This window comes from Campylobacter sp. JMF_11 EL3, from assembly GCF_027736965.1.
Lineage (GTDB): Bacteria > Campylobacterota > Campylobacteria > Campylobacterales > Campylobacteraceae > Campylobacter_B.
In genome coordinates this window covers 1-13,438 of record NZ_JAOVTJ010000006.1, presented here as the reverse complement: position 1 = coordinate 13,438, position 13,438 = coordinate 1, and the positions used below count along the sequence as shown (strand labels likewise).

Here is a 13,438-nt window from a genome sequence, read left to right as displayed (position 1 = left end):
CCTTATTTTGCTTTGATATAGATAAAATTTGAAATTTTAATTTCCACAAACACTGCCCCGGAATTTTACTTTGCAATTGCAAAGAAATGCGAAGCATTTCCGTAAAATAAAACCAGCTAAATTTAGAAAAACGAAGTTTTTCTAAATTTAGCCACTTCTAAGGTTTTACAGGGGCGGGGATTGGTAAGGGGGAGGGGGCGCGACCTCGCAAAATGAGCGTAGCGACGGCGAGAGCCGGCATTTCTTGCGAGCGAAGCGAAGCAGAGTAATTCAAGCCCCCTTCCCCCTTACGAGAAAAACACGGCGCAGGTTAAATTCAAAAATCGTTCAATGCAAAATTTAGGTTGAAATTTGAATTTAAATTTTCCTGGATTGCTTCGAAAACTTCGTTTTCTCGCAATGACAGCAAATTTGGCGGTATGAATTTTTAAATCGTAGATTGCCACGCAAGCAAGGCTTGCTCGCAATGACAATAGCTAGCGTTGTAAATTTAAAATTTTACTCAATAAACCCGCTGGCTAGCACGCGGTCCTCTTCGTCATAAAAAACCGCCAGCTGTCCCCCAGCTACGCCATTTGCTGGCTGAGAGAGCGTGCCATTAACCCCGCCACGCTCATTTAGCGCGATTTTTACATGGATTTTCGTGCTTCGATATCTAAGTTTCACGCCCAAATTTGGCGCATTTAAAATTTCACCTACGCTCACAAATGCGTTTAAATTTCGCGTCGAAAATTCGTAAGTATCGAGCTCGTCACGCCCGCCGACGATGATTTCATTATTTTGCGCGTCGATTTTGAGCACGAAATGTGGCTCATGCGCACCGTCTATGCGAAACCCACGCCTTTTGCCGATTGTGTAGTGCATATAGCCCTCGTGAGTGCCGATGATTTCGCCATTTGCGTTTTTTACCACGCCCGGGGTTTTGGTGTTTGTGTGGCGCTGTAAAATTTCGATATATGTTTTATCCACGAAGCAAATCTCGCTACTCTCGCTTTGTGCGGCAATTTCGATGAGCTCTGGATACGCGCTAGCCTTGGCTTTGACCTCGCTTTTAAGCATTTCGCCAAGCGGGAAAATCATAGATTTTAAGGCATTTGGATTAACATTTGCCAAAAAATAGCTTTGATCTTTGCTCTCATCGCGCGCCTTTTTTAAAAGTCCATTTTCCACGCGCACATAATGCCCAGTGGCTAGGCGTTCGCAGCCGTTTTGATGGGCAAATTCCAAAAGCTTGCCAAGTTTGATTGTGCGGTTACACAGCGCGCAGGGATTGGGCGTAAGGCCGTTTTGGTATGTGCGCACGAAGGGCTCATAAACCTCGCGCCTAAACTCATCTTGCAAATCCAAAATATGCGTTTTTATCCCCAAAAACTCCCCTACTTTGCGCACTTTTTCGATATTTTTCTCGTGATAGCCTGGCTTTTCGTGTAGCTTCATATAGCAGCCCTCGATCTCGTGCCCAGCGTCCTTTAAAAGCTTCGCGCTCATCGAGCTATCCACGCCCCCGCTTAGGGCGACCATGATTTTCAAATTTTCTCCTTTTTGATATGCTCTATTATCTCTTCTACGCTAGAACAGAGCCTAAATCCCGCCAAATCACCCTCATCAATCGTCCCCAAAGCCAACATTGAGGTTTTGAAAAACTCCACCAAAGGGGCGTAAAATTTGGCGTCGTATAGATAAATTTGGGCTGATTTAAAGCCTGTTTGTTTGAGGGTTAATACCTCAAACAGCTCGTCCATCGTCCCAAACCCACCCGGGAAAATGACGAAAATTTCGCTATTTGCGATGAGCGCGCCTTTTCTAGGGGCAAAGGTTTTAAAATGCACATCGTGAGTCAAAAACGCATTACTTTTTTGCTCGAAAGGAAGTTTGATATTAAAGCCCACGCTTGGGGCTTTTGCGCGAGCAAATGCGCCTTTGTTTGCCCCGCGCATTATCCCGCCTCCTCCGCCTGTGATGACCGCATATCCCATATCAGCGAGTGCCGCGCAGAGTTTTTCTGCGTCTTTGACATATTGATTACCCGCATTTAGCCTCGCTGAGCCAAAAATCGTAACGCCTGGTTCTATGAAATTTAGGCTGTTTTTCGCCGTTCTGATATCTTGTAAAATTTCTCGTATTTGCATTGTGTGATTAAAATTTAGATTAAATTACTAAGCTTTCCTAGAAAGCCACCGAAAGCGCCGCGCTTTGGCAAAGCTTCTAGCCCAAGTGCCACCAGCGTCCTGCTTACGCTATCACGAAGCGCGATACTAGCCTTGCAAAATGGGCGCGAAATGCTGAAAAGCTCCCTGTTTTGGGCGTTTATAAAGACATATTTATCATAAGGCATGAAGCCAACTAGCCCAAATTTCACCTCGCCCAAATTCTTTTGCGCCACGGATTTTAGATTTTCGAATATCCCCACAGCCTCGTCCTCGCAAGAGGCGAAATTCATCAAAAACAAAATCTCTTTTTGTGGCAAATTTAGTGATTTCAAAAACGCGTAAGTGTTGCTGATAGCGCAGGGTTCGTTCGCGCACACCACAATCGGCTCGGTATCAAATTCTACTAATTTTTTCGCATAATCCAGTGAAGCGTCGATTAAGATGAAATCAAACATATCCGCGCCAAGCGTTGCACCCAAAAAGCTCTCTATCGCGCCATCTTCGCTCAAAAACACGCCGTCATTTGGCGCAATTAGCGTCAAATTTGGCAAAATTTTAAGCCCCTTAGCCTGAGAGTTTGCGAAAACAAAAATTTGGTTTTTGTCGATTTTAGCGTTTAAGATTATCTCTTGGTTATTGAAATTTGGCACTTCTAGCACGGCCACAGAGTATCCTGCGTTAGCTAAAATTTGAGCGAAATTCGCCACAATCTGGCTCTTGCCAACTCCCCCTTTTGCGCTTAGAAATGTTAGAATTTTATTTTTCATACCAAACCTTTTTCAATCATACTTCCAAGTGGATAAATCACGCTTATGCGCTCTGCTACGCCCCTGTGCGGCACGATTAAGCGCTCGTTTCGCCTAATTTTCGCGCTAGAATATAAAATGTCAATGTCCAGCGTGCGCGGGGCGTTTTTGAAGCTTCGTTTGCGCCCAAATTTAAGCTCGATTTTTTGCATAGTTTTTAGCATTAAATTCGGTGCGAGCGAGCTTTGCACGCACAGCGTAGCGTTTAAAAAATTGCTCTGCTCTAAAAACCCAAACGGCTTGTTTTCTAAAATTTGCGACGAAGCACAAACGAAAAAATTCGGATTTTTGTTTAGCAGGTGATACACACGCTCAAAGCGCGCCCTGCTGTCGCCGATGTTTCCGCCAAGCCCTAAAATATAGCAAAATTTAAAATTCTCTTTTTTTGGGAATTTGCGCGGGAAATTCCGACTTTTTATCACTCTCACAGCCTCATTTAGCCTTAAAAATCCGTTTTTTTGCGCTAGAATTTGCATTATTCGCTCATGACCTCGCAACCATTTTTTGTCACGATTACGGTATCTTCGATCCTCACGCCAAACTCGCCTTGCAAATAAATCCCAGGCTCTATGCTAAAAATCATGCCTTCCTCTAAAATGGCCTTCGAGCGTGGGCTAATAATCGGCAATTCGTGGATATCCACGCCCACACCGTGCCCCGTAGAGTGCAAAAACTGCGCCCCAAAGCCCTCGCTTACGATATAATCTCGCGCGATTTTATCTATTTCGCGCGCAGCGACACCGGGTTTTACGGCGTTTATGGCGCGTTTTTGGGCTTCTTTGACAATGGCGTAAATTTTATCTTTTTTCGTATCGCCAAAATTTTGATTTTTGCTAAAATTTATTCCCGCTTGTGCGCTAAATTTCGCCGTTCTTGTGCGATCCGAGCAGTAGTTTTTATACCTCACCCCAGCATCAAGCAAAAGCAAATCGCCGTCTTTTAACCTCTCATCGCTAGGCAGAGCGTGAGCCTTGGCGGCGTTTTGGTTAATCGCTACAATCGGCTCGAAGCTAAGGGCTAAATTTCCGCTATCTTTGAAAATCAAAGTCGCGTTATAAAATAGCTCTTTTTCGCTCATGCCAAGCCCATTTTCGCTCACAAATTTAGCGAATTCATCAAATTTCTGCGCGCCGATTTTAGCCGCAGTGCGCAGTATTTCAAGCTCATTTTCGCTTTTTATCGTGCGACGAATTTGGCTAAAATTTGGCTTTGGGATAAAGTGCGTTTTTAAATTTTTACTTAGTGCGTTAAATGCGCCAAAACTAAAATCATTAGGATCAAAAATCACAGCCCTCACCTTGTAAGAGCGCAAAATTTTACGCGCAGAAAGGGTTAAATCCGAGCTTTGCACGATTTGCACATTTTTGGCTAACTCGCTAGCTTCGAGGCTGTATCTAGCGTCTGTGATAAAAAACCGCGCGCCATTAAGGGCTAGAAATATGCAGTTATCGCACGCATATCCACACTCCCAAAATACGGCGTTAGTATCCCTTAAAATATAGTTCATCTGCTTTGATTACGCCTCTTTTTTCGCCTCTTTTGCAGCCTTGATTTGCTCGAAAATTTGAAGCATACCAATCATCGCTAAATGGTATCCCACAGGGCCAAAGCCGATGATTTGACCAGCTGTAACAGGGGCTATCATTGATTTTTCGCGGAATTCCTCTCTGCGGTTGATATTTGAGATATGCACCTCGATCGTAGGCAACGCCACAGCCATAAGCGCGTCTCTCATAGCGATTGATGAGTGAGTGTAAGCGGCTGGGTTGATGATGATTCCATCGCATGTGCCGTAGCACTCTTGGATTTTATCGACTAGCTCGCCTTCGAAATTGCTTTGGAAAAACTCGATTTCTACGCCACTTTGCTCTGCTACGACTTGCATTTGTCTGTGGATATCTTCCATTTTCATACGGCCGTAAATTCCTGGCTCGCGTAGTCCTAGAAGGTTGATATTTGGTCCTTGGATTACCATAATTTTCATTTTTTGTCCTTTTTAAAAAAATTTAATCGCCCATTATAGCCAAATATTGCTTATTTTTGACTATCTTAAATTTTTACTAATTTATTGTAAAATATTTCATCACAAATCACAAGGATTAATTATGAAAATTTTAAAGGCGAAGTGGATTTTAACCTGCGATGAAAAATTTAAAATTCACCGCGATAAAGCCGTAGTTTTCGACGAAAAAATAGAAGAAATTTTAAAACCAAATGAAGCTAGGGAAAAATACCCCGAGGCTGAATTTATCGATTGCGGAAGCGATATCGCAATGCCAGCGTTTATCAACACACACACGCATTTAGAATTTAGCGCGAACCGCACGCACCTAATCTACGGCGATTTCGTAAAATGGGTCGCCTCTATCGTAAATGCCAGAGAAGAACTCTCCAAACAGGCCTTAGAAACGATAATCGAAAAAGAAATTTTAACCATGATGAAATCAGGCGTGGCTACAATTGGCGAAATTTCTAGCTTTGGCACAGAGGCTCAAATTTGCGCCAAATCACCTGCGCGCTTCGTGTTTTTCAACGAAATTTTAGGCGCAGATAAAAACACAATCGACGCAAATATAGATAAATTTAGCGAGCGCTTCACAAGGTCTGCTGAGCTTGTAAGCGATCTGTTTATCCCGGCAGTCTCCGTGCATGCGCCATACTCCACGCACCCAGAAATCACGAAATTTGCCACTGATTTTGCCCGCGATAACGAGCTTTTGATGAGTTCGCATTTCATGGAAAGCAACCACGAGCGCGACTGGCTCAAACACGGTAAGGGCGCGTTTAAAGAGTGGCTTGGGGCGTTTTTGCCAAACCCAAAACCATTTTATTCGCCAAAAAGCTATATCGAGTATTTCAAGGGCGTGCGCACGCTCTTTACGCACTGCGTCTTTGCAGATCTCAAACTTTTTGATAAAAAACTCCACTCTATCACGCACTGCGCGGTCTCAAACCGCCTTTTAGGCAGGGATAGATTAAAGCTAACTAGCGTTATCAAAAACGGCTATTTATTTTCTATCGGCACAGACGGGCTAAGCTCGAATATCAGCCTAAATTTCCTCGACGAGCTTAGGGCAAATCTCTTTGTGCATGACGGATTGGAGCTTAGCAAGCTTGCGCGCGAACTTTTGCTAGGTGCGACAAACCGCGCGGCAAAATCGCTGGATTTGAATTTAGGCGAGCTAAGTAGTGGCAAAATCGCAGATATCGCCGTATTTGAGGGATTTGAGTGCGATGAGAGCCAGCTAGCGTTACAGCTGATTTTACAGAGTAAAAACGCAAAATCACTATATATCAAAGGCAAAAAATGCAATTTCTAAAAAACCTTTTTACACCCATTTTAGCGGTGCTTGGCTTTATAAATAAATATTTTAAATCAATGATATTTTTACTCATTGTGTTTTTGATTTTTAGCGGGGATAAGAGTGCGCAAAGTCCAAATGCAAATTTAGCCACGATAAATTTGACCGGCGCGATTATGGACGATAGCCAAATTTTAGAAAAAATCAAAGAAATCGAAAACAACGGCGCAATCAAGGGCGTTTTGCTCATCATTGATAGCCCAGGCGGAGCTCTAAGCCCAAGCGTAGAAATCTCGCAAGCGATAAAATCCCTAAACGCCAAAAAGCCAGTCGTAGCATACGCCAAGGGCACAATGGCGAGCGGAAGCTATCTTAGTGGCGTGTGGGCTAGTAAAATTTACGCAAACCCGGGCTCGTTTATCGGCTCAATCGGCGTGATTATGCAAGGGCTTGATGTTTCGAATTTAACCGAAAAAATCGGCATTAGCGAGCAGGTCGTTAAGGCTGGGGAATTTAAAGAAGCAGGAACCATGATGAGGCCGTGGAGCGAGGCTGAGAGGGAAAGTCTGCAAAGCCTAGTAAATCAAAGCTACGAGCTGTTTGCGCGCGAAGTAGCAAGTGCGAGAAAGCTTAAATTCGACGAGCGCGAAATTTGGGCGAACGCTAGGGTGTTTTTAAGCGCGCAGGCCAAAAAACTAGGCCTAATCGACGAGGTAGGCTCACTGCAAAGCGCCAAAACAGCGTGCGAAAAGCTAAGTGGCGTATCAAATCCAATCTGGCTAGAACCAAGCCCGTATGAAAAAATGCTAAATAAACTCGCCACGCAGGGCTCTGCGATGATTTATAATCTTGCGGGCGCGCGTTTAATGGCGTTTTAAGGGCTTTTTGCGCATGCTAATAATTCGCAAGATAATTTTCGCGGTTTTGATTTTTATGGCTATCGTCACGACCGCGGTGTTTTCGATGTTTGTTTATAATGTCTTTTTCTCTGACGAGAAAAGCCCTAGCGAAATTTTATTTGAAAAAAAAAGAAATCAAACGGCTTTAAAGGAGAAAAAATGCCACTACTTGATAGTTTTTTAGTAGATCATACCAAAATGAAAGCCCCTGGCGTGCGACTCGCCAAAAAAATGACCACAAAGGGCGGCGATAGGATTTGCGTTTTTGATTTGCGATTTTGCAGGCCAAATTTAGAGATTATGAGCGAGCGCGCCACACACACGCTCGAACACCTTTTTGCGGGCTTTATGAGAGCGCATTTAAACAGCGCCGATGTCGAAATCATCGACATTTCGCCAATGGGGTGCAGGACTGGATTTTATATGAGTTTAATCGGCGAACCGCGCGAAGAGGAGATAATTCACGCATGGAAGAGCTCTATGCACGATGTGCTAGCGGTAAAATGCCAAAGCGACATACCAGAGCTGAATAAATTTCAGTGTGGCACCTGTGAAATGCACTCTTTGCAAGGCGCCAAGCAAATCGCACAAAATGTGCTAAACAAGGGTATTTGCGTCATCAAAAACGACGAAATCAAACTTGATTTATCTTTGGTGAAGTAAATTTCACTCGCAATGGCAGTAAATTTGCTTAATCTGTCATTGCGGGTATTTGCCTAACAAATTTTTTAAATTCCCATATCCTCTGCCATTTTTTTCACAGCTTTAAAATCCACCTTGCCGCTGCCTAAAATCGGTATTTCACCCACTTTTTTTACCACGCTTGGCTGCATTATCGGAGCTAAATTTGCACCCTTTATAATCTGCGAAATTTCATCTTCGCCAAATTCGGCGCTATATAGTAGCGCGATTTTCTCGCCCTTTTTCTCATCAGCCAAATTTACGCACGAAAAGCTAACCGCAGAGCCCAAAATTTCGCCTATCGCCCCCTCTACTGCGCCCAGACTTATCATCTCGCCACCGATTTTTGCGAAGCGCGAAAGGCGGTCTGTGATAAACAAAAACCCGTCATCGTCGCAGTATCCGATATCGCCGCTGTTATAATACCTCACGCCATCGATTTCGATAATCGCGCGCGCCGTGCGCTCTGGCTCATCGTAGTAGCATTTCATCACCTGCGCCCCGCCGATTAGGATTAGCCCTGCTTCGCCGTTTCCAAGCTCGGCGAAATTCGCAGGATCGACGATTTTTATTATCGTGCCAGCTAGTGGCAAACCCACGCTTTTTTCGCGGTTGAAGGCAAGTTCCTTGAAAAAATCTGGCTCTAAAATATTTGGCGTATTTACGCTCACCACAGGGGCAGTCTCAGTGGTGCCGTATCCCTCGTAGATATCCACGCCAAATTTGACCTTAAAGTCCTTTTTCACGCTCTCGCTTAGCTTTTCAGCACCTGCGATTGCAAGGCGCAAATTTCGTAACATTAGCGGATTTAGGCGTTTGTTTTTGGCATAAAGTCTAAAAAATGTCGAGGTTCCAAACATAATCGACGCGCCATATTTCGCGCTCATTTTGCCCACACAAAACGCGTCTGTCGGGTCTGGGACATGTATGCTCAAAAGCCCGTCATTTAGCGGAAATAGCGTCGTAACGGTTAGCCCAAAGCAGTGAAAAATCGGCAAGGACGCCAAAAGCGCGTCTTCGCCCGTGGCATTTACGAGTTCGGAGATTTGGCGCACATTTGCCATTATGTTTTTGTGCGTGAGCACCACGCCTTTTGGGCGCCCCTCGCTTCCACTGCTAAATAAAATCGTAGCCTCATCGTCGATTGCGTGTGGCGCGATATACAAAACCTCAAATAAAAATTTCGGCATCAAAAGAGCCTTTATCGCCGTGCTTATGCGCTCTTTGCGTGTGATATCTGCGCCGATATCCTCTAAATACACTAATCTCTCGCCAAGGCTACTTTCTAGCTCAAATCCGCGCGATTTTAGCTTTTCGACAAATTTTTTCGAGCTGATTATGGTGCGCAGATTCGCCTTTGTGGCGCAATACACGAGATTTTCTTCGCTTAGAGTGTAGTTGAGATTTACGCTGATTTTTCCCATGGCTAAAATCGTCAAATTTATCGCACTTGCAATCACAGAGCTAGGCAGGATTATGCCTATGTTTTTTTCATTTCCTATGCGCGGTGATAGGCGCTTTTGAAACATTATTAGCGCGCTCATCATCGCTAAATTTGTAAATTTCACCCCTGTGCTATCGACCGCGATAGTTTTAAATGGCGAAATTTTCGCCTGATTTAGCCAGTTATACGCGAGTGGATCGAGCGAGCTAAGGTATTTTTCCCAGCTAAAAAACGATAGTTCGCGCACGGCCTTTTTGACCTCGTGCGCTTTGGCATTTATATCTAGTGGCGCACCAAAGCTTACCCTTAAAGCGTGCGTGCCAAGCTTGGAGATTGTTTTTTTATAATGTTCGCTAGCCCTTGAAAATGTCGAACCCCAAAGCCCACGGATATAAAACGGCACTATCACGGCATTTGCGCCCTTTGCAGCGTGCTCAAATCCCGCTTGAAACTCATCAATTCTGCCGTTGTAGCTGATGTGCCCTTCTGGGAAAAGCCCCACCACTTCGCCAGCGTTTAGGGCTTCTTTTATCGCGCCAAGCGCACTTTTGCTGACCCCTGCGCCGATTGGAATTACGCCAAAAATTTTCAAAAACCACTTCAAATACCACAGCTCATAATAGCTTCTGTGCATTACAAAGCGCACAGCGCGCGGGCAGGCAAGCTGCACGACCGCCCAATCAATCCAGCTAATGTGATTGCCTAAAAGCAAAACTCCGCCACTTTGCGGGATATTTTCTAGCCCATCGACGCGGACTTTATATCCAAATTTCAAAAACGGCAAAAGCAAAATTCGCATGAAAAGGTGCGGCAGGTATCTGGCGCTAAAAATTCCACAGATTAGCACGCACAGCGCGCACATTACAAAGATTTCGCCACTATACACGGCAAAATTTACTAGAATTATGGCGATTATCAAAAACAGCACCATAAAGATATTTTGGATAAAATTTGACCCCGCTAGCACGCGCCCCATGCGCTCATCGCGGGTAAAAAACTGAATATTCGCATTAAGTGGCACGATGAAAATTCCACCGCTAAATCCGAAAAATAGCGACGCCAAAGATAGTGTAAAAGCCGAATTTGCGTTTGCCAAAATCATCAGCGCAAGTCCTAGCCCAAACGCGCCAAATGGCACGATTCCTAGCTCGATATGTTTTTTGCAGTAGCTTCCTGCAAACACCGCTCCCAGCGCAATTCCAATCGCACTTAGAGCTAGGATAACTTGGATAATCATCACATTATCATTTCCGCTAATGGCCTTGAAATGCGCCGGAAATGTCGCAATCACGAGCTGTGAAACAGCCCAAAACATCGAAAGCCCAAGCGTGCAGAGCAAGATATTTTTATCCGAGGTTACAAATTTTAAATTTTGCCTTAGATACTCGAATTTTGCGAATTTTGCAAACTCAAATTTCGCCTCAGGCTCAGCCGCGTCAAAATATGGAATTTTATAGGCAAAATACGCCTCCACCATAGAGCCAGCCACGAGCAAAAGCCCTATAAACCACACCGAGCGCAAAAGCTCGCCAGCACCTGCGCCTTGCTTTGCGAAACTTTCGAAAATCACAGAAAACACAAGCGATGAGAGCAAAATCGCGATTATGGTTAGAGCCTGCACTGCGCCGTTTGCCGCGCCTAAATTTTTCGCTCCGACGATTTTTTTGATTAATCCATACTTCGCGGGCGAGTATATCGCGCTTTGCGCAGCTAAAAGAATTGTCATAAAAAATGCGAAATAAAACCACCCGCAAATGTATCCAAGCGTGATTAGCGCGCACAAAGCCACGCCAAGCAGGGCGCAAGCGCGAGTGATTTTCGTGCGCGAGAATTTGTCATTTAAAAAGCCAGAAGTGCTAAATAAAAAAATATATGGAAGCAAGATTAGCATATTTACTAGCGCGGTCAGGGCAATGAGCGTGTCGCCCGAAAAGCTCTTGACTAGGACATTTTGGATAGTGATTTTGTGCGCGAGATCTACGCTAGCGTTGATAAACATTATTATCATAAAGGGCAAAAATCCGCTGATTTTGAGTAAATTTTTCATATTTTTTCCTTGAATTTGCGCGAATTTTAGCCTTTTAAATTTAACATAGAAAATTTAAGCCGAATTTGATAAAATGCGCCAAATTTTATCAAGGAAAATTATGCAAGTAACTATCACTGAGCGCGATGTGAGCGCACTTAACAAATTTATGCTTCTTCACAGCAAAAAAGCAAAAAAACAAAAAATCGTCAGCACCTATGCGATCGCCTTTGAGTTTTTGATCTTTGGTATCATCATCGACGGACTTTTCAAAACAGCCCCGATTGCAAGCGTCGCCTCGCTAATCATGGGCGCGTTGTGGCTGGTGTTTTTCCCTAAATTTTATCGCAAAATGCTTCGCAAACATATCGCAAACGCCGAAAATATCGAGCCTTCGAGCGTGGTGATGAATTTTTTGTGGAGTGAGAGTGAGATTAGCTTCGCTAATGGTGAAGCGAGTGCGAGCGAGAAGTTCGCTACTAGCGATTTAAACCGCATAGCTAAGAGTGGCGAAAACTATTTTTTGGGCTTTGAGCGTGGATTTCATATAGTTTTGCCTTGCACCAAGGATACTGCGCGCGAAGTGGAAAATTTGGCTAAATTTAGAAATTTAGCAATTGAAAGCGTGGATTTAAATCAGAAAATTTGATTTTGCGTTCTCAGTGCTTCACTTCCTTGCAATGACAATAGCGAGGAAAATTTGTTTAATTTGTCATTGCGAGAATTTGCACTTAATCCGCGCCCAAAAACGCCTAATTTGTCAAATTTTTAAAAAAATGCAAATATTCCCATAAATTCTTTAAATTTTACCGCTTTTTTCTGTAATTTAAGTTATAATTTCAGCTATTTATAAAATTTCAAAGGAGTTTGAGATGAAAGCATTAAACAAAAGCAGAGGAAGTATCGTCTTAGCTGCTATGCTCTTTGCTGTGAGCTCAGTCAGTATTGCAAACGCAGTTACCAAAATCGATGGAGCAGAAGAAAAAACAAACCCAAATCGTTGGCAAGCGACTACACAACCTAGCGAGGGAACTGTTATCATTTCAGGCGCCGATGATGCCACTGGCAGTCCTCTTACAAATCGCAATGTGTATGGTGGTTACGCAGAAAATGGTGAAAATGTTTTAAATAACAAGATAATTATAAGAGATAAAGCAGAATGGAAACATAATAATAGGTCATTACAAGCTGCTGCTAGCACAGGAACATCAACTACTACAACTGGTCCAAGACTAGCAAATAATAACTCAATATATATAACAGGTGGTTCAACTATTAATAGCAGTATGTGGGCGGCTAGGGTCAATGATGGCAGTCCAGCAAGTATTAATTACAACACAACCATAATCGAAGATAGCACAATTACTCACACCCAACTAAGAGGCGCTATATTATATCCAGCTAAAAGCACAGTAGATTATAATACGCTATATGTAAAAAATAGCACAATGTTTGGCTCTGGTGACTCTTTTGAAATAACAGGTGGGTTTGCACAAGATGTTCCAACATCGGAAAATAAAGCTGACTTAGTAGGCACTGCGAGTTACAATCAACTTATCTATGATGGAGTCACGACATACACTGGTACAACTAAAAAAACTACTTCTAAATACTTACATGCTGGTGTAGCAAGACAGGGCGAAGCAAATAATAACCGCATATATGTAAGAGATTTAAATAAAGATGCAGATGATAGTGCAATAGCCACCAATGTCGTAGGTGGTGATACTTGGAGACCAAAATCAGGTGGTGCAGAGGGCAATATAGCTGTCGCAGTGGGTGAGAGTAAAATCGCAAATATCTATGGTGGTGCAGTAGGCTTTAAGGCAGATGATAGAGTAACTAATATATCAAAAGGCGCAAATAAAAATTTAGTCATTTTAGATTTATCTGGCGATGGAAAAGTTACAGAAAATGTATATGGCGGATATATATTTGATACATCTCTGGGAACCACGACAGGCAACGCCGTGTATTTCCTAAACGGCAATGTTGGAGGAGCTGTCGTAGGTGGAAATAAAGAAAAAACAGAAAATACCCTAATCCTAGGCAACAGCACTAGCACTTGGGGCACACGAAAAGCAGGACAAATTTCAAATTTTGAAAATCTAAATTTCAATGTTTTACAAG

The 13,438-nt window shown here is 43.4% G+C and carries 13 protein-coding genes; 6 read left to right on the top strand and 7 right to left on the bottom strand.

The annotated features are described in order from the left end of the window. Positions 1-498: 498 nt before the first annotated feature. From mnmA to aroQ, 6 genes are read right to left on the bottom strand one after another with little or no spacing between them, the layout of a single operon-like run. Positions 499-1,530 carry a tRNA 2-thiouridine(34) synthase MnmA gene (gene mnmA / locus OFN67_RS07455; protein WP_270868904.1) on the bottom strand — a complete coding sequence of 344 codons (1,032 nt, stop codon included), beginning with the start codon at positions 1,528-1,530 and terminating at the stop codon, positions 499-501. Beyond that, on the bottom strand, positions 1,527-2,129 hold the full coding sequence (locus tag OFN67_RS07450; RefSeq protein ID WP_270868905.1) for a TIGR00730 family Rossman fold protein: 603 nt from the start codon (positions 2,127-2,129) through the stop codon (positions 1,527-1,529). The genes mnmA and OFN67_RS07450 overlap by 4 nt, the downstream gene beginning before the upstream one ends. Before the next feature lie 14 nt (positions 2,130-2,143). After that, complete coding sequence (locus tag OFN67_RS07445) at positions 2,144-2,917, bottom strand: nucleotide-binding protein (protein WP_270868906.1); 774 nt, start codon at positions 2,915-2,917, stop codon at positions 2,144-2,146. Then, a complete protein-coding gene (folK, locus tag OFN67_RS07440; RefSeq protein WP_270868907.1) occupies positions 2,914-3,432 on the bottom strand; it encodes a 2-amino-4-hydroxy-6-hydroxymethyldihydropteridine diphosphokinase in 519 nt (172 codons plus the stop codon). Before folK ends, OFN67_RS07445 begins: the two co-directional genes overlap by 4 nt. Further along, positions 3,432-4,463 carry a M24 family metallopeptidase gene (locus OFN67_RS07435; protein WP_270868908.1) on the bottom strand — a complete coding sequence of 344 codons (1,032 nt, stop codon included), beginning with the start codon at positions 4,461-4,463 and terminating at the stop codon, positions 3,432-3,434. The genes folK and OFN67_RS07435 overlap by 1 nt, the downstream gene beginning before the upstream one ends. A 9-nt stretch (positions 4,464-4,472) precedes the next feature. Next, positions 4,473-4,940 carry a type II 3-dehydroquinate dehydratase gene (gene aroQ / locus OFN67_RS07430; protein ID WP_270859780.1) on the bottom strand — a complete coding sequence of 156 codons (468 nt, stop codon included), beginning with the start codon at positions 4,938-4,940 and terminating at the stop codon, positions 4,473-4,475. A gap of 121 nt (positions 4,941-5,061) precedes the next feature. On the opposite strand from aroQ, the gene mqnF reads away from it, so the two are divergent. The 4 genes from mqnF to luxS are packed head-to-tail and all read left to right on the top strand — an operon-like array spanning position 5,062 to position 7,820. Next, positions 5,062-6,276 (top strand): aminofutalosine deaminase family hydrolase, encoded by a 1,215-nt coding sequence (gene mqnF, locus OFN67_RS07425; RefSeq protein WP_270868909.1) that lies wholly within the window; start codon positions 5,062-5,064, stop codon positions 6,274-6,276. After that, positions 6,264-7,136, top strand: coding sequence for a signal peptide peptidase SppA (gene sppA / locus OFN67_RS07420; protein WP_270868910.1), 873 nt, complete (start codon positions 6,264-6,266; stop codon positions 7,134-7,136). The genes mqnF and sppA overlap by 13 nt, the downstream gene beginning before the upstream one ends. Positions 7,137-7,149: 13 nt before the next feature. After that, a complete protein-coding gene (locus tag OFN67_RS07415) occupies positions 7,150-7,341 on the top strand; it encodes a hypothetical protein (protein ID WP_270868911.1) in 192 nt (63 codons plus the stop codon). Further along, positions 7,317-7,820: an S-ribosylhomocysteine lyase gene (gene luxS / locus OFN67_RS07410; RefSeq protein WP_270868912.1), complete on the top strand. Its 504-nt coding sequence runs from the start codon at positions 7,317-7,319 to the stop codon at positions 7,818-7,820. Before OFN67_RS07415 ends, luxS begins: the two co-directional genes overlap by 25 nt. A gap of 65 nt (positions 7,821-7,885) precedes the next feature. On the opposite strand, the gene OFN67_RS07405 is transcribed toward luxS, so the two are convergent. Next, positions 7,886-11,329 (bottom strand): acyl-[ACP]--phospholipid O-acyltransferase, encoded by a 3,444-nt coding sequence (locus tag OFN67_RS07405; RefSeq protein ID WP_270868913.1) that lies wholly within the window; start codon positions 11,327-11,329, stop codon positions 7,886-7,888. Positions 11,330-11,429: 100 nt separating this feature from the next. Between OFN67_RS07405 and OFN67_RS07400 the strand changes: the two genes are divergently transcribed. Both OFN67_RS07400 and OFN67_RS07395 read left to right on the top strand, forming a co-directional pair. Next, entirely contained in the window at positions 11,430-11,957 is a 528-nt protein-coding gene (locus OFN67_RS07400) for a hypothetical protein (protein ID WP_270868914.1), read from the top strand. A gap of 223 nt (positions 11,958-12,180) precedes the next feature. Continuing rightward, a partial coding sequence (locus OFN67_RS07395) for a hypothetical protein (RefSeq protein WP_270868915.1) occupies positions 12,181-13,438 on the top strand: 1,258 nt, incomplete at its 3' end.